14 protein-coding genes and 2 tRNA genes are annotated in these 15652 nt (G+C 70.0%); 3 read left to right on the forward strand and 13 right to left on the reverse strand.

The genetic code is table 11. From position 1 onward, the window contains the following. Nucleotides 1-182 precede the first annotated feature (182 nt). Nucleotides 183-1469, forward strand: coding sequence for a sigma-70 family RNA polymerase sigma factor (locus ACX93N_RS01810; RefSeq protein ID WP_459426677.1), 1287 nt, complete (start codon nucleotides 183-185; stop codon nucleotides 1467-1469). On the opposite strand, the gene ACX93N_RS01815 is transcribed toward ACX93N_RS01810, so the two are convergent. After that, a complete protein-coding gene (locus ACX93N_RS01815) occupies nucleotides 1466-2359 on the reverse strand; it encodes a TIGR01777 family oxidoreductase (RefSeq protein ID WP_459426678.1) in 894 nt (297 codons plus the stop codon). The genes ACX93N_RS01810 and ACX93N_RS01815 overlap by 4 nt on opposite strands. A 131-nt stretch (nucleotides 2360-2490) precedes the next feature. Between ACX93N_RS01815 and ACX93N_RS01820 the strand changes: the two genes are divergently transcribed. Together ACX93N_RS01820 and ACX93N_RS01825 are read left to right on the forward strand one after the other, a co-directional pair. After that, nucleotides 2491-3354 (forward strand): NAD-dependent protein deacetylase, encoded by an 864-nt coding sequence (locus ACX93N_RS01820; protein ID WP_459426679.1) that lies wholly within the window; start codon nucleotides 2491-2493, stop codon nucleotides 3352-3354. Beyond that, complete coding sequence (locus ACX93N_RS01825; RefSeq protein WP_459426680.1) at nucleotides 3351-4799, forward strand: cryptochrome/photolyase family protein; 1449 nt, start codon at nucleotides 3351-3353, stop codon at nucleotides 4797-4799. The genes ACX93N_RS01820 and ACX93N_RS01825 overlap by 4 nt, the downstream gene beginning before the upstream one ends. 6 nt (nucleotides 4800-4805) lie before the next feature. Here ACX93N_RS01825 and ACX93N_RS01830 read toward each other — a convergent pair whose 3' ends face one another. The 12 genes from ACX93N_RS01830 to ACX93N_RS01885 form a co-directional block, all read right to left on the reverse strand. Beyond that, the gene (locus tag ACX93N_RS01830; protein WP_459426681.1) at nucleotides 4806-6125 is read right to left on the reverse strand and encodes an NADH:flavin oxidoreductase/NADH oxidase family protein; all 1320 of its coding nucleotides are present in this window, start codon (nucleotides 6123-6125) and stop codon (nucleotides 4806-4808) included. Nucleotides 6126-6520: 395 nt separating this feature from the next. Then, nucleotides 6521-6961 (reverse strand): hypothetical protein, encoded by a 441-nt coding sequence (locus ACX93N_RS01835; RefSeq protein WP_459426682.1) that lies wholly within the window; start codon nucleotides 6959-6961, stop codon nucleotides 6521-6523. A 75-nt stretch (nucleotides 6962-7036) separates the two neighbouring features. Continuing rightward, nucleotides 7037-7110 (reverse strand) — tRNA-Cys (locus ACX93N_RS01840). Nucleotides 7111-7119: 9 nt separating this feature from the next. After that, nucleotides 7120-7195, reverse strand: a tRNA-Gly gene (locus ACX93N_RS01845). Between the two features lie 183 nt (nucleotides 7196-7378). Further along, the gene (gene pgsA, locus ACX93N_RS01850; RefSeq protein WP_459426795.1) at nucleotides 7379-7945 is read right to left on the reverse strand and encodes a CDP-diacylglycerol--glycerol-3-phosphate 3-phosphatidyltransferase; all 567 of its coding nucleotides are present in this window, start codon (nucleotides 7943-7945) and stop codon (nucleotides 7379-7381) included. 38 nt (nucleotides 7946-7983) lie between these two features. Continuing rightward, complete coding sequence (gene uvrC, locus ACX93N_RS01855) at nucleotides 7984-9810, reverse strand: excinuclease ABC subunit UvrC (RefSeq protein ID WP_459426683.1); 1827 nt, start codon at nucleotides 9808-9810, stop codon at nucleotides 7984-7986. After that, nucleotides 9807-10823, reverse strand: coding sequence for a UDP-N-acetylmuramate dehydrogenase (gene murB / locus ACX93N_RS01860; protein WP_459426684.1), 1017 nt, complete (start codon nucleotides 10821-10823; stop codon nucleotides 9807-9809). Before murB ends, uvrC begins: the two co-directional genes overlap by 4 nt. Then, a complete protein-coding gene (locus ACX93N_RS01865) occupies nucleotides 10807-11292 on the reverse strand; it encodes a low molecular weight protein-tyrosine-phosphatase (RefSeq protein ID WP_459426685.1) in 486 nt (161 codons plus the stop codon). The genes murB and ACX93N_RS01865 overlap by 17 nt, the downstream gene beginning before the upstream one ends. After that, complete coding sequence (kdsB, locus tag ACX93N_RS01870) at nucleotides 11289-12044, reverse strand: 3-deoxy-manno-octulosonate cytidylyltransferase (RefSeq protein ID WP_459426686.1); 756 nt, start codon at nucleotides 12042-12044, stop codon at nucleotides 11289-11291. Before kdsB ends, ACX93N_RS01865 begins: the two co-directional genes overlap by 4 nt. A gap of 101 nt (nucleotides 12045-12145) precedes the next feature. Beyond that, a complete protein-coding gene (locus ACX93N_RS01875; protein WP_459426687.1) occupies nucleotides 12146-12568 on the reverse strand; it encodes an ExbD/TolR family protein in 423 nt (140 codons plus the stop codon). Further along, nucleotides 12565-13188: a MotA/TolQ/ExbB proton channel family protein gene (locus ACX93N_RS01880; protein WP_459426688.1), complete on the reverse strand. Its 624-nt coding sequence runs from the start codon at nucleotides 13186-13188 to the stop codon at nucleotides 12565-12567. The genes ACX93N_RS01875 and ACX93N_RS01880 overlap by 4 nt, the downstream gene beginning before the upstream one ends. A gap of 3 nt (nucleotides 13189-13191) precedes the next feature. Beyond that, on the reverse strand, nucleotides 13192-15588 hold the full coding sequence (locus tag ACX93N_RS01885; RefSeq protein ID WP_459426689.1) for a DNA internalization-related competence protein ComEC/Rec2: 2397 nt from the start codon (nucleotides 15586-15588) through the stop codon (nucleotides 13192-13194). Between the last annotated feature and the right edge of the window lie 64 nt (nucleotides 15589-15652).

Genomic DNA, 15652 nt, shown 5'->3' on the forward strand with positions numbered 1-15652 from the left:
CGCTGGGGTTTCGGGACAGGTTACGCGACAAAACCTGGGCCAGATCGGATTTTTCGGCGCTCTGTTCAGATTATGTCGCGTTTATACCGGGACAAATCAGCAAAACTCCTGTCCAAAACGCTACATTCGACCGTATTCCTGGACAAGACGAGCCAGAAGAGAGGTATCCCGTGGACCCAGTCTTGGCAGACACCGAAGAGAAAGATCTCGAGCGGCTTTTCGCCGAGGCGAGGCGCTACCCGCTCCTCACCGCGGAACAGGAGCGCGAAATCGACACGCGCAAGTGGGCGGCGGTGCACGGCCTGCAGGCGCTCTTCGCCCGCGACGCGGCCGCCCGCCACTATCTTCTCGAATGGTCGGGAAACTGCGGCCTTGCGCCCCTGGATATCGGCCGCTTCGACAACCGGGAGCATCATTTCATCCTGCGCCGTGAGGTGGCCGATTATCTCCCCGGCGGCAAGGCCCAGGATCCCATGCAGGCACTGGCCGCCGGCCTGCGCAAGGGCCGGACGGAAAGGCACCTCGGGAAACTCATCAGCGACCTGAAGCTTCCCGCGAGCCTGACCGTGGGCCTCGCAGGGGTGATCCTGCGCCTCGACGGCCGGGAAGTACCCTGCAGCGTGGCCAACGCCCTGCAGGACTGGCAGCAGAGCTGGCAGCGCATCAGCCGTCGCGCACGGCCGGCGCTGGACGAAACCTCCCGCATGACGCTCGAGTCCCTCATCGAGGAATACACGGATGCACGGGACACCCTGACCATGCACAACCTGCGCCTGGTCTACTCCATCGCCGGGCGCCACCGCGGCAAGGGTGTCAATTTCCTGGATCTCATCCAGGAAGGGACCCTGGGCCTGATCCGCGCCGCGGAGAAGTTCGAGTACGACAAGGGCTTCCGGTTCAGCACCTACTGCTTCAACTGGATTACCCAGGCGGTCCGCCGCTTCGTCGGGGACACGGGCGGCCTGGTCCGCTACCCCACCCACGTGCAGGAGCAGGTCGGCAAGCTCTACCGGATCAAGCTGAACCTCGTGAACAAGACCGGCAATGAACCCGGCGACGAGGAACTGGCCGAAGCCGCCGGCCTCAGCGTCGAGAAAACCCGGCAGCTCCTGCAGCTGCGCAATCTCGGGGTCTCCCTGGATACGCCGCAGTACGAGGACGACGACACCACCCTGCTGGACACGCTTTCCGGCGGACCTTTCCAGCATACCGAGGCGCGGGCCGAGACCGATTCGCTGCACGACCGGCTGCTCTCGGAGATCACCGGCCTGGAACCGGCGGAGCGGCAGGTGGTCATCGCCCGCTGGGGCCTGCACGAGGGCCCGCCGCTGTCCCGGGCGGAGATTGCCGACAAGATGGCCGTATCCCGGGAGTGGGTGCGGCAGCTGGAACGCTCTGCGCTGAACAAGCTCAGCCGCAGCGAAACGGTGCGCACCGCCTACGAGGATTACGGCGCCGTCAGTTCCTAGGGCTTGCCGAGAAGCTGGCCCAGGGCGCTGTCGATAGCGGGGTAGTGGAACCTGAACCCCGCGGCTTCAAGGCGCTTCGGCAGGACTTTCTGGCCGGCGAGCAACAGTTCGTCGGCCACCTCCCCGAGCAGCGCACGCATCACGAAGCCCGGAACCGGCACCCCGGGCAGCGTGGTCAGCTTTTGCCGCAGGGCGGCACAAAGTTCTCTGTGCGTCACCGGCGCCGGCGCTGTGATATTGACCGGGCCGTCGATGTCTTCCTGCTCCAGCAGGAAAGCAAAGGCCGCGATGACATCGGCCCGGTGCACCCAGCTCAGGTACTGGCGGCCGCTGCCCAGCCAATTGGCGATACCGAAGCGGAACGGGCGGGAGAGCTCTGCGAAAGCGCCGCCCTCCCGGTCGAAGACCACGCCGAGACGCGCGAGGCAGACCCGCACCCCCAGCGCCTCCGCCTCCCGGGCCGCGCCTTCCCAGTCCCGGCACAGCTCGGCGGAAAACCCCTCGCCCATGCTGCTCTGCTCATCGAGGGGCTCGTCGCCACGGTCGCCGTAGTAGCCGATGGCGCTGGCGCTCACGAGCACCGACGGCGGCCGCGCCAGGCGGCGGCACAGCTCGACCACCGCAGCGGTCGTGTCGAGGCGGCTCTCGACCATCTCCCGCTTGTAGGCCCCGGTCCAGCGCCTGCCGTTCAGGGAGGCGCCGGCAAGGTTGATCACCGCGTCGACCGTCGCATCGTCAGCAATCTCATCAAGGGTCCGCACATAGCGGATGCCGCCGCCGTCGGCGTGCCTGCCGCGGGACAGCACAGTGATCTCGTGGCCATCCCCGCGCAGCCGGGGCAATAGCGCGGAGCCGATGAAACCCGTCCCGCCGGTAACCAGCACATACATCGTCGTGCCTCTCCTTCTGCTCTCGGCCCGGTTCTCTGGCCTCCGGGCTCCTCATCCGCTCCACCACCGCGCGGGGGAGCAAAACCTGGACAGGGCGCGCAGGCGCCGCGCCCACCCCGTATAGTAACGGGATGAGCCCCAGCCTACAGTCAGACCTCGACCGACTGCTCGCGTTCCGGGCGGCGAACCCGCGGCTACTGGTGCTCACCGGCGCCGGTATCAGCGCCGGCTCGGGCATTCCGACCTACCGGGACGCCGACGGGACCTGGCTCCGCGCCGCGCCGATCACCCACCAGGAATTCCTCCGCGACCCGGCGCGGCGGCGGCGCTACTGGGGCCGGTCGACCGTGGGCTGGCCCGGCGTGCGCGATGCGCGCCCGAACGACGCCCACCGCGCCCTCGCCCGGCTGGAGCGCGGCGGCGCGCTGTGGCACCTGGTGACCCAGAACGTGGACCGCCTGCACCAGCGTGCGGGCAGTGCCAGGGTCATCGACCTCCATGGGCGTCTCGACCGCGTGGCCTGCCTGCACTGCGGCCGGCACGGCGACCGGGAAACCCTGCAGCAGCGCCTGCTGCGGGACAACCCCTTCCTTCGCGAAGGACGCGGCGATGCGCGCCCGGACGGCGACGCCGAGTTGCCGGAGGCGGACATCACCCGGCTGCGCGTGCCCGACTGCGACCGCTGCGGCGGCGTGCTCATGCCAGACGTGGTGTTCTTCGGCGGCAGCATTCCCGCAGCGCGCGTGACGGCCTGCCGCGAAGCGCTGGCGGCGGCTGATGCGCTGCTGGTCGTCGGCAGCTCGCTGCAGGTCTACTCGGGCTTCCGCTTCTGCCGGGACGCCGCAGCAGCGGGCAAGCCGATCGCCCTGCTCAACCCCGGGCGCACACGGGCCGACGACCTGGCCGGGCTGCGGCTGCGCTCCCCGGCCGAGGTGCTGCTGCCGGCCCTGGCCGACGCACTCGCCAACGATACCGCGAAGGCGGCCAGCGCATGAGCGATGCACCGGTCATTTACTGGTTCCGCCAGGACCTGCGCCTCGACGACCTGCCCGGCCTCTGCGCTGCAGCCGCCACCGGCAGGCCGGTGCTCCCGATCTACCTGCTGGACGATGAAGCCGCCGGTGAACGCGCGCCCGGCGGCGCCAGCCGCTGGTGGCTGCACGGCAGCCTCGCGGCGCTCGCCGGCGAAATCGACGAGGCAGGCGGGCAGCTCTACCTGCGCCGCGGTGACACGCTGGCACTGCTGGAGGAGCTCTGCGAGCGGAGCGGCGCGACCGCCGTTTACTGTTCCCGCCAGTACGAGCCCTGGGCCGTCGCGCTCGAGGAGCGCCTGCACGAAAAGCTCGGCGAGAAGGGCATCACCGTACGCCGCTACCCGGGCACGCTGCTGTTCGAACCCGGCAGCGTGCTCACGAAGAACGGCGACCCGTACAAGGTCTTCACGCCCTTCTGGCGCGCCTGTCGCGCGGCGACGCCGCCGAAGGCGCCGCTGGAACGGCCGGCATCCGTCACCTGGCAGTCACCCCCTGATGCCGGCGACGCGCTGAACGACTGGCAGCTGCGGCCGAGCAGGCCGGACTGGGCTGCCGGCTGGGAAGACTACTGGGAGCCCGGCAGCGCCGGTGCGCTGCGGCGCCTCAGGCACTTTCTCGAGGAGGCCGTGGATCGCTACGCCGAGGACCGCGACCGGCCGGACCGGGACGGCACCAGCCGCCTTTCGCCGCACCTGCACGCCGGCGATATCTCACCGCGCAGAGTCTGGGACGCGGCACAGCGGGTCGCCGGTGGCCACGGGGCGGCGGCGAAGGCGGTGGACACGTTCCTGGCCGAGCTCGGCTGGCGCGAGTTTTCCTACCAGCTGCTGAGCTTCTTCCCGACCCTCGGCGAAAAAAACTTCAAGGCCGACTTCGATGCTTTCCCCTGGGCCGATGACGCGGAGGGCCTCACCGCCTGGCAACGCGGGCGCACCGGCTACCCGCTGGTCGACGCCGGCCTGCGCGAGCTGTGGGCCACCGGCTACATGCACAACCGCGTGCGCATGGTCACGGCCTCCTTCCTCACCAAGCACCTACGCGTGCACTGGCGCGAGGGCGAGGCCTGGTTCTGGGACACGCTGGTGGATGCCGACATGGCCAACAACTGCGCCGGCTGGCAGTGGGTCGCCGGCTCCGGCGCCGACGCGGCGCCCTACTTCCGCATCTTCAACCCCGTCGCGCAGGGCGAGAAGTTCGACCCGGACGGCGCCTACGTGCGCCACTGGGTGCCAGAGCTGGCGCAGCTGCCCGACAAATACCTGAACAAGCCCTGGGAAGCGCCGGACCACCTGCTCGAGGCCGCGGGCGTAAAGCTCGGTGATAACTATCCGGCGCCGATCGTCGAGCACAAGGCCGCCCGCCAGGCGGCCCTTGATGCCTACGGCGAGATCACCGGGAAGAAGTAAGCCGGCCTAGCCGCGGCGCGCCGCCAGCAGTGCCTTCTGCAGCCCCTCGATGCGCCGCGAGGCGGCGAAGGGCGACAGCCCGGTCTCGGTGCGTCCCTCCTTGCCCAGCAGGTCCAGCTGCGCGTAGAACCAGTACATGGTGCCGAAGGTATCGAGGGTGCGCAGGAGCTTCGAGCCACGCAGGAAGCGCAGCGGCTTCGGCAGCAGGCCCAGGTCCGCCTCGTAGCTCGGCAGGCTTTCGGCGCCCGCCAGCAGTCGCGCCGGGCCGTCGGTCTGCACGCACAGGGGGCGGCCGAGGCCGATGAGGTCCACACCCTCGGCCAGGGCCTGCTCCATCGCCGCCCGGCTGCGGAAGCCGCCGGTCACCATCAGCGGTACCTTGACGGATTCGCGCATCGCCAGGGCGAAGTCGACGAAATAGGCCTCCCGCGCGCGGGTGGACGCCGCCACGGCCTGTTCCTCCGCGGGCTCCAGCCCTTCGACCCCCAGGAGCCGCGGCTGCTCGTAGGTACCGCCGGAAATCTCGATCAGGTCCACGCCGGCTTCCTCCAGCCAGCGCGCCACCTGGAGGCTGTCTTCGAACGCGAAACCGCCCTTCTGGAAATCGGCGCTGTTCAGCTTCACGGCCACGGCAAAGCCGGGACCGGTGGCCGCACGCACCGCCGCGATAATCTCCAGCAGCAGGCGCGCCCGCTTCTGCGCGGAACCGCCGTAGCCGTCGTCCCGCCGGTTCGCCCGCGGGCTCAGGAACTCCGACAGCAGGTAGCCGTGGGCGGCGTGCACCTGAACGCCGCCGAAACCCGCCGTCTCGACCGCGCCCGCCGCTGTCGCGAAGCGGCCGGGGAGCTCGCCGATCTCGGCCTCGGTCAGCGCGACCGGCTCGCCGAACTGCCCGCCGGGAAGCCCCAGCTTGATCGCCGACGGTGCTTTCGGGTGCGGGTTGACCTTCTTCATCGTCTGCCGCCCGGCGTGGCTGAGCTGCACCCAGGCCGCGTTACCCGCGCCGGTGGCCGCCTCGGCCCAGCGCGCGAGTGCGGCCTGCTGCTTCTCGCCGGGCACACCGTGGATCACCACGTTCCCCGGGCGCTCGAGATGGTCCCGGTCGACGATCACGTTGCCGGTGATCAGAAGGCCGGCCCCACCCTCGGCCCAGGTGCGGTAGAGCCGGCAGAGCGCCTCCGTGGCAACCCCGTCGGCCGTTGCCAGGCCCTCGGTCATGGCCGCCTTGGCGATCCGGTTTGGCAGCGTGGCGCCGCAGGGCAGCGTGAGCGGCTCGGCGAGCCTGCTGTCGGCCGGACTGTCGGAGCGGGTGGGTGCTGTGGTCATCGGACTCTCTCCCTTGCGAGGGCCATCATGGTAGGCCGGGATGCGAGGGGTGTACACGCCGCGATGGGGCTGGTGCAGCTCCCGGTGTCCGCCGCCAGTGGCGGTCGCTTTACAGGCCGGGACGCGTCTACTACCTTCAGAAGTACACTCATTTTGAGTGTGGTCAATACAACGTCATGGCCGCGCGCCATGGGGAGAAGACCCATGCCTGATATCGCAGTTTGGCTCTGGATTCTTTGTGCACCCGCCATCGTCGTTATGATGATGAGCGCCAAGCGGTGAGCCCAGCGCGGGCCGGGGGAAAGGTGAACCCCCGGACCCGCGTTTCCAATGGAAACGTACCTGGAAGTTACTTGAAGTCTGCTGCCGGCAGGCTGAGCCCGAGCTGTTGAGCGCTAGTCGGCGCCTGCAACAGTCTCGACACGCAGCCAAAGGCTGTCGTCGTCACGACGGGTGCTATAGGTGCGGTGGCCCGTCTCCTGCGCGCCACCGGCCGGCTGCCAGAGAGGCAGCCACTCGCCAGGAGTAGCGAACACTTCACCTTCATAGCGCAGCAGGTCGTCCCCGGCCTTGCGTGCGACCACGAGCTGCACGCGAACCTCGTCTCCCTCGCGGCTCAGCGTCAAGCGCAGCCTCTCGGCGGACGCCGGTACGCTCGCCACCGAAACCCAGCCGAGGGGCCCCACCCCCGCTGCCCGGCTCTCCGCACCCCGGCTTCGGGCCAGCGTGACCGTGGCGCCCTCGGCGGCCTGCACAGAGACCCCCGGCGAGGCCGTGGTCAGCGTTCCGCTGGCGGGCGGCTGCGGAGCCAGGGTAAGCCGGTAGGTCTCGGCCATGGAGGGAAAGGAAAAACCGAGGAGCAAAACCAGTACGACCGAGAGGGATGCGAGTAGTCCGGCTTTGCGGGGAATTGGAGGCTCGGGTCGGAATCGAACCGGCGTAGACGGATTTGCAATCCGCTGCATAACCACTCTGCCACCGAGCCTGGGGATGTTGGAGCGGGAAACCGGGTTCGAACCGGCGACCTCAACCTTGGCAAGGTTGCGCTCTACCAACTGAGCTATTCCCGCGTTGTGCTGTTCGTACCGACCGTGGGTTGGTCGCCGGTACCGGCGAGGCTTGGCGCCCCCCCTGCAACCTTGGCAAGGTTGCGCTCTACCAACTGAGCTATTCCCGCTTCTGACCGGCCCTCGGGCCGTAGGAACGCTCACTTTTCAGTGAGGGCGCCAATTGTAGGCCTTCCCCGGCGCCAGTCAAGACATGTCCGCCCGGGCGCGGATGACGTGGGCGGCGGCGCGGAGGTAGGCGACCATGGACCAGAGCGTGAGCACCGCAGCCGTGTACAGGAGCAGGTAGCAGAGGCCGAGCAGCCAGGTGCTATCGCGCGCCGGGTCGATGGCCAGCAGGCCGATGACCGCCACCATCTGGAAGGCCGTCTTCACCTTGCCGATGTAGGAGACGGCGACCGAGGTCCGCTCCCCGAGCTCGGCCATCCACTCCCTCAGCGCCGAGATCACGATCTCCCGGCCGATGATCACGCAGGCGGCGAGCGTGAACAGCGGCGTGTCGTGGCGCTCTACCAGTAGCACCAGGGCCACCGCGACCATGAGCTTGTCGGCCACCGGGTCGAGGAAGGCGCCGAAAGGCGTCGTCTGGCCGAGGCGCCGGGCCAGGTAGCCGTCGAACCAGTCGGTGACCGCAGCGAGGGTGAAGATGCCCGCCGCGACCAGCAGGTGGCCCTGGAACGGCAGGTAGAACACCACCGCGAGGACCGGGATCAGGAGGATCCGCAGCAGGGTCAGGGCGTTGGGAATGTTGATCGGCAAGGCGCTGTCTCGTGGTTCCTGGAGCGGCCGACCTAGTCCGCCGCGCTGTGCAGGTGGTCGTAGATCTGCTGCGCCATGGTAGCACTGATGCCCTGGGTTTTTTTCAGCTCGTCGACACTCGCGTTGGCGACGCCGCGCGCGCTGCCGAAATGGCGCAGCAGTTCGCGGCGGCGCTTCGCGCCGACCCCCGGGATTTCCTCCAGCCGCGAGCCGCGCCGCGCCTTGTCCCGGCGCGCCCGGTGGCCACTGATGGCGAAGCGGTGGGCTTCGTCCCGCACCTGCTGGATCAGGTGCAGGGCCGGGCTGTTGGCCGGCAGGTTCTGCTCGATGCCCGAGGCGCCGAGCACCAGCGTTTCGAAACCGGCCTTGCGCGTGACGCCCTTGGCCACGCCAGCGACCAGGATACCATCGAGCTCGAGTTCGGCGAGCACATCGAGCGCCTGCTGTACCTGCCCCTTGCCGCCATCGATGAAGAGCACGTCGGGCACGCTGCCCTCCCCCGCCTTCAGGCGCCGGAAGCGCCGGCGCAGGGCCTGCTCCATGGCGGCGTAGTCGTCGCCCGCGGTAATCCCGTCGATGTTGAAGCGCCGGTAATCCGCCTTGCGCGGGCCGTTCTCATCGAAGACCACGCAGGACGCGACCGTCGCCTCGCCGCTGGAGTGGCTGATGTCGAAGCACTCCATGCGCTGCGGGTAGGCCTCGAGTTCGAGTACCTCCTGCAGTGCCTGCAGCCGCTCCTGGGTGCTCTCGCGGCCGGCCAGGTGGGCCGCGAGGTTGGTCGCCGCGGTCTGCTCGGCCATTTGCAGCCAGCGCGCCCGGGCCTCACGCACGCGGTGGCGCAGGCGGACCCGGCGCCCGGCCTGCAGGGTGAAGGCCTCTTCGAGCGTCTTGCTATCCTCCGGGGCCGCATTGAGCACGATCTCCGGGGGCAGGGCACGCCCCTCGCTCAGGTAGAACTGCGCCAGGAAAGCCCCGAGCAGACCCTCGGGCGTCTCCGCGAGCTTGGTGGATGGGTAGAAGGTGCGGCTGCCGAGCACCCGGGCACCGCGCACGAACAGCACCTGCACGCAACTCTGGCCGCCCTCGGTCACCGCCGCCAGCAGGTCGAGGTCGCCGCTGCCGCCCTCTACACCCTGGGTCGCCTGCACGTGCTGGAGCTGGCGCAGCTGGTCCCGGAGCATCGCCGCCTTCTCGTACGCGAGCGCCGCGGCCGCCTGCTCCATGTCGTCCGCCAGGCGCACCATCAGCTCCTGGTTCTTGCCTTCGAGGAACAGGGCCGTGTTCTCGACCTGCTGGGCGTAATCGGCTGCGGAAACGAGGTCCACGCAGGGCGCGGTGCAACGGTCAATCTGGTACTGCAGGCAGGGGCGCGAGCGGTTCCGGAAGTAACTGTCCTCGCACTGGCGTACCTTGAACACCTTCTGCAGGAAGTGCAGGGAGCGGCGCACGGCGCCAGCGCTCGGGTAGGGGCCGAAGTAGCGCCCCTTGCGCCGCTTGGGCCCACGATGCAGGGCCAGGCGCGGAAAGCGGTCCTCGCTCGACAGGAAAATGTAGGGGTAGGACTTGTCGTCCTTGAGCAGGATGTTGAAGGGCGGCCGGTGACTCTTGATCAGGTTGTGCTCGAGGAGCAACGCGTCGACCTCCGTCGCCGTCACGGTTACCTGGATATCGGCGATGCGCGAAACCAGCGCTACGGTCTTGGCGTTCAGCCCCCGGTTGCGGAAATAGGAGGCGACCCGGCTCTTCAGGTTGCGCGCCTTGCCGACGTAGAGCAGGCCGCCGTCGGTGCCGTACATCTGGTAGACCCCGCAGCGGGTCGTCAGCGTCTTGAGAAACGCCTCGGCGTCAAAGCCGCTCATGCCGCCACCCCGTACACGCGCGGCTCGATCTCCAGGTGGCAGCCGAAGGTCTCTGCCACCGATGCCTGGATGCGCCGCGCGAGGGCCAGCAGCGCGCGCCCGTCCCCCCCATGGCTGACCAGCACCAGCGCGTGGCCCGGGTGCACCGCGACGCCCTCGCCTTCCACGCCGCGCCAGCCGCACTGTTCGATGAGCCAGCCGGCGGCGAGCTTGCGGCCACCGGGGGCCTCGAACTGCGGCATGCCGGGGTAGCGGCGCGCGAGCTCGTCTGCGGTCGCGGTATCGACCACGGGGTTCTTGAAAAAACTGCCGGCATTCGGGGTGGTCGCCGGGTCCGGCAGCCGCGCCCGGCGAAGGGCCACCACCGCGTCGAAGACGTCCCGGGGCCCGGGCGCTTGCGCGCGCCCGGCAAGCGCTTCCCGCAGCGTGGGGTAATCGGTAACCGGCGCAGCCGTGCGCTGCAGGCGGAAATCCACGGCGGTGATGACAACCGCGTCACGCAGCGCGCCCTTGAAGACACTGTCGCGGTAGCCGAAGGCACAGTCCGAACGGGAAAGAACCAGGCTCTCGCCATCGGCAATGCGCACCGCGTGCACCGCCTCGACGAAGGGGGCCAGCTCGACGCCATAGGCGCCGATATTCTGGATGGGTGCGGCGCCCACGGTACCGGGAATAAGCGCGAGGTTCTCGAAGCCGTGGTAGCCCTGCTCCAGGCACCAGGCGACCAGCGAGTGCCAGTGCTCCCCGGCGGCAACGCGGAGCGTAACGCTTTCGTCATCCTCGGCGAGGACCGTTCGGCCCGTCGCCGTGTAACGCAGGACGAGTGCCTCCACATCCCCGGCAAACACGACGTTGCTGCCCTCACCGAGCACGATAACGGGTAGGCCCGCCGCGCGCGCGACGTCAAGCGCCTCGCGCAGCGCGGGCAGGTCGGCGACGTCACGGCGGGCCGTGGCCTTTGCCGGCAGCTCCAGGGTCGTCAGCGCGGAGAGGTCTTCAGCCGCGCTCGCCACCGGTCAGCTCCGCCAGCAATGCCTCGCCCGCGCCCTCCACGAGGTCGAGAACCTCCTCGAAGCCGCGCTCACCGCCATAGTACGGGTCCGGCACCTCGCGCCGGCCCAGCGCCGGTGCGAGAGCCAGGAACAGGTCCAGCCGGCCGCGGTACTCGGCCGGTCGCAGGGCTTCGAGGTGGGCGAGGTTGCTCTCGTCCATGGCGAGGATATAGTCGAAGCGCTCGAAATCCACTGGCGCGAACTGCCGCGCGCGCAGGGGGGAGAGGTCGTAGCCACGCCGGGCCGCCGCCGCGGTCGCGCGCGCATCCGGCGGCTCGCCCACGTGGTAGCCGGCGGTGCCGCAGCTGTCGATACGCACCCGGCCGGCGAGCCCCGCCCGCGCGACCTGCTCGCGAAACACCGCGTCCGCCGTGGGCGAGCGGCAGATGTTGCCGAGACAGACGAAGAGAACGCCGTTCTCGCTGCTCATAGCGCGCCCCCCGTCGCCCAGTGCGCGCGCAGCCGCTCCAGGTCCTCGGGGGTATCCACCCCGCCGGGCACCGGACAGCAGGCATCGGCCACGTGGATCGCCTCACCGTGGTACAGGGCACGCAGCTGCTCGAGTTGCTCCAGCGCCTCGGGGGGCGCCACGGGCCAGTCGACGAAGCGCCGGAGAAAGCCAGCGCGGTAGGCATAGAGTCCGATGTGCCGACGCCAGGGCGTACGGCCCTCGGCCGCTTTCGCATCGCGGGGATAGGGTATCGCTGCGCGGCTGAAATAGAGCGCCCGGCCGGCGCCGTCGGCGACGACCTTGACCACGTTCGGATTGTCGAGCTGCTCGCGGCCGGCGAGCGGCTCGCAGAGGGTGGCGACAGCAGCCCAGAGGCGCTGGCGCAGATTCCCGGCGACCTGGTCGATGACCGCTGGCGGGATGAGTGGCTCGTCACCCTGCACATTGACGACGATGGCGTCGTCCTCGAGTTCGAGTCTCGCGGCCACCTCGGCGAGCCGGTCCGTGCCCGAGGGGTGGTCATCCCGGGTCAGGAGCACGTCCGCCCCCCAGCCGGCAGCGGCCGCACGGATGCGCGCATCATCGGTGGCGATGACGACCCGCGCGGCGCCGCTGGCCCCGGCGCGCCCCCACACATGCTGCAGCATCGGCCGGTCGCCGATGCTGGCCAGCGGCTTGCCGGGAAGGCGCGTCGAGGCGTAGCGCGCCGGGATGACGACGGTAAAGGCCATGGTCGAGACTCCTGCTCACGGGGCGCCGCCACGGCACCGGGCCGGTACCGGAGCGCCCCGCAGCGGCGCATTCTACCGCGTCCGCGCGGGGCTTGATAACGCTAGGAATCGGGCCCCGGCCGCAGTGTGGCAATGCTCAGGCGGGAGAACCCCATCTGCCCTGCGGCATCCATGGCCCGCACGACCGCCGCGTGGCTGCTGTCCGCATCGGCGGAGATGAGCAGCGGCAGCGTCGTATCCCCCTGGGAGTACTCATAGAGAGCCGCCTGGATGGTGCGCACGCGGCGGTCGACCAGCGCCTCGCCGTTGACCCGGTACGCGCCCGTCTCGTCCACCAGCAGTTCGATCTGCCGCGGCGCCTGCGTGGCTGGAGCCGCGTCTGCCTCCGGCAGGTCCACGAGGAGCCGCGTCTCCCGGGTAAAAGTGGTGGAAACCATGAAGAAAATGAGCAGCAGGAACACCACGTCGATGAGCGGGGTGAGATTCAGCCCCGGCTCCTCCCGCCGCCGGCGCCGGAATTTCACGGGGTTGTCTCCCCGCTCTCCCGCGCGTGCAGCGCATCAACGAAGCGTATGGACTCCTGTTCGAGACCGACGACGATCTCGTCCACCCGGCCGGTGAGAAAGCGATGCATGGCCAGCGCGGGGATGGCGACGCTCAGCCCCGCCGCGGTCGTGATCAGGGCCTCCGAGATACCACCAGCCAGGGCGCTGGCGTTGCCGGTGCCCTGCACCATGATCTCCGAGAACACCTTGATCATGCCGACCACGGTCCCGAGCAGGCCGAGGAGCGGCGCGATGGCGGCGATGGTGCCGAGCGTGTTCAGGTAGCGCTCGAGCTCGTGGACGACGTGGCCGGCGGCTTCCTCGATGCTGTCCTTCATGACCTCGCGCCCGTGATGCGCGTTGGCGAGACCCGCGGCCAGGATACGGCCCAGGGGCGATGACTCACGGAGCCGGCGCAACTGCTCGCTGCCGAGCCGGCCCCCGCGGAGCTTCTCCCACACGGAGGCGGACAGCTGGGGCGGTGCGATGCGCCGCGGGTTCAGCGCGTACAGGCGCTCGATGCAGATCGCCAGCGCGACGACCGAGCAGAGCAGGATGACGATCATCAACCAACCGCCGGCTACAACCAGTTCCAGCACGCGCTACTCCTCAACCCGGGAATTCGACCGATTATACGCATGGCAACCGAGCGGCGTCAGCGGCGGCGCCCGGCGCCAGTAGCGGGCGCTGCGGTCCCGGTAGCGGGACACGGTGACGGTGCCATCGGCATCGACCTGATAGCGCAGGGCCCCGCCCGCTGCCGTGCCATCGAGACGGCTGCCGCCCCGGCAAAGGCGCTGCACGACCGCTGGTGCAGGGTGCCCGAAGGGGTTTGCGCGGCCGAAGGTGAACGCCGCCCAGCGCGGCGTCACAGCTCGGAGGAAGGCCGCCCCCGTGGAACTCGCCGAGCCGTGGTGGGCCACGAGCAGCCAGTCCGCGCGCAGCGCATCGCGCCAGTAGCGAACGAGACCGCGCTCCCGCCTGCGGCCGATATCGCCGGTGAGCAGGAAGCGGCGGCCGTTCGCAGTGATCCGCAGCACGCAGGAGGCATCGTTGCGCCCGAGCCGCTCGCCCGGCGCGGCGCTGAGGAGGCGGAAGACCGTGCCATCGGGCCAGCGCCAGCTGGCCCCCGCCCGGCAGAGACGCCCCCGGGCAATGCCCGGCAGCGGCTGGCCGAGCAATAGCTCGCCCACCGGGAGCGCTTCGAGGACGGCGCCCACACCGGCACTGTGGTCCCGGTCCGGGTGGCTGACAACCAGCGTCGTGATGCGGCGCACGCCCGCCTGGCGCAGGTAGGGCAGGATGACGCGCCGGGCGGCGTTCGCGCCCGCCGGGTCACCGCCGCCCGTATCATAGACCAGCGTCCGACCGCCGCTGCGGAAGACCACGGCCGTACCCTGCCCCACGTCCAGTACCGTCAGTTCCGGCAGCGCCACGCGCGTTCCGCTGGCCGGCCACAGCAGCGGCAGCAGCCCCAGCGCGCCCACGGCGCGGAGGACGGGCCTGCGGGCGCCGAAGAGGAAGAGAACGCCCAGCAGCGCAAACAGGCATTCGACAGCTCCGCCTCCTGTCTCGAGGTAGATTTTCATCCCCGCTCGCGCCGCGACGGCCGCTGCACCGGCGAGCAGCGGTTCCACCAGCGCGGCCGCGAACTGCCAGCAGCCCTCGGCCACCACGGGCAGCCAGGGCGAAGCGAGCGCGCCGAGCAGCAGCAGGGGCACCAGCACCGCCCCGACCAGCGGCACCAGGATGAGGTTCGCCGGCGCCGAGACCAGGGAGGTCCCGCCGAACCACCAGGCGGTCAACGGCGCCATGGCGACGGCCATGAAACCGTGTACGAGCACAGCGGTGCGCCAGCGCGACAGTCCCCGGTAACGGGTCGCAAACCAGAGCAGCCAGGCGACGGCCAGGAAGCTCAGCCAGAAGCTCGAGCCCACGGCCGCAAGCGGGTTGGCGGCGAGGACCAGCGCCGCGGCGAGCAGGAGATTGCGGCCGCTGCGGGCCGAGCGGCCCAGGCACAGCGCCAGGCAGACGCAGGAGAGCATGGCGAGGGCCCGCTGCGTGGGCAGGGTGAACCCCGCGAGACCCGCATAGACCGCGGCAGCCAGGAGCGCGCCCGTCGGCCGCAGCCAGGTCCAGGCGGCGCCCAGGCCCGCCAGCGCGGCAAAGCGGGCGCAGAGGCCGCCGAGGAGCAGGCCCAGGCCCGCCACGAGGGAGACATGAAGTCCGGAAATGACGACCAGGTGAACCACACCGAAGGCGCGAAGGAGCGACCAGTGTTCGCTCGTGAGCTGGCTCTTGTCGCCTACCAGGAGCGCTGTGAGCAGGCCCTGCGCCGGGCTTTCTCCCACCGCCTCACCCAGCGCGGCGGCAAGCCCGGCGCGGGCCCGGTGGAAGGGGGCCCCCAGTCCGGCGGGCGCAAGGCGCTCCCCGTCCCCGGCGCGGACGCTCGCGTTCGCGTGCAGGCCGGCTCGGGCATGGAAATCCTGGCGGTTGAAGCCGCCCGGATTGGCTTCGCCCCAGGGCAGCCGCAGGCGCGCGATAAAGTGCCAGCGCTCACCGGGAGCGAGAGCCTGCTCGCCATACCAGGCCAGCGAAACCCGCTCCGGCCCCCGGCAGGCCGGGTCGTCGATGGCGTCGACCTCGAGCGGCACGCGCTGCTGCCAGGTCCCGTCCGGCAGCAGGCGGCGCTGCGGCAGGCCCGCAATGATCCCCGTCAACCCGCTGAAGTGGCCGTCACAGGCCGGCGGCAGACGCTGGGCGAGCAGGGCTTGCCCGTACAGGGCGGCCCAGGCGACCCCCAGGGCTGCGGCGAGGAGACCCGCGGGGCGCCGCCGCCAGGCAAGCAGGAACAGGCACGGCAGCCATGTCCAGCGGGGATCTGCCGGCAAAAGCGGCAGCAGGGAAACGAGGAGTACCCCGCCGGTGAAGGCGACCAGGCGACCATCCGCCCCCGTTATCGGTACGGCGGAGCGGTGGAGCGGAGGCAGAAAAGGCACAGCGGCCGCAGTCGGTTACCGTTAGAATAAGGACTGCATCACAATCACCGGGCCCGCGGCCACG

It is taken from the genome of Pseudohaliea sp. (genome assembly GCF_054552115.1).

Bases quoted from the DNA above. Each gene is read 5' to 3' on its own strand.
- ACX93N_RS01815 (WP_459426678.1), bottom strand. From the start codon at position 2,359: ATGTATGTGCTGGTTACCGGCGGGACGGGTTTCATCGGCTCCGCGCTA.
- ACX93N_RS01820 (WP_459426679.1), top strand. From the start codon at position 2,491: ATGAGCCCCAGCCTACAGTCAGACCTCGACCGACTGCTCGCGTTCCGG.
- ACX93N_RS01825 (WP_459426680.1), top strand. From the start codon at position 3,351: ATGAGCGATGCACCGGTCATTTACTGGTTCCGCCAGGACCTGCGCCTC.
- ACX93N_RS01830 (WP_459426681.1), bottom strand. From the start codon at position 6,125: ATGACCACAGCACCCACCCGCTCCGACAGTCCGGCCGACAGCAGGCTC.
- ACX93N_RS01835 (WP_459426682.1), bottom strand. From the start codon at position 6,961: ATGGCCGAGACCTACCGGCTTACCCTGGCTCCGCAGCCGCCCGCCAGC.
- uvrC (WP_459426683.1), bottom strand. From the start codon at position 9,810: ATGAGCGGCTTTGACGCCGAGGCGTTTCTCAAGACGCTGACGACCCGC.
- ACX93N_RS01865 (WP_459426685.1), bottom strand. From the start codon at position 11,292: ATGAGCAGCGAGAACGGCGTTCTCTTCGTCTGTCTCGGCAACATCTGC.
- kdsB (WP_459426686.1), bottom strand. From the start codon at position 12,044: ATGGCCTTTACCGTCGTCATCCCGGCGCGCTACGCCTCGACGCGCCTT.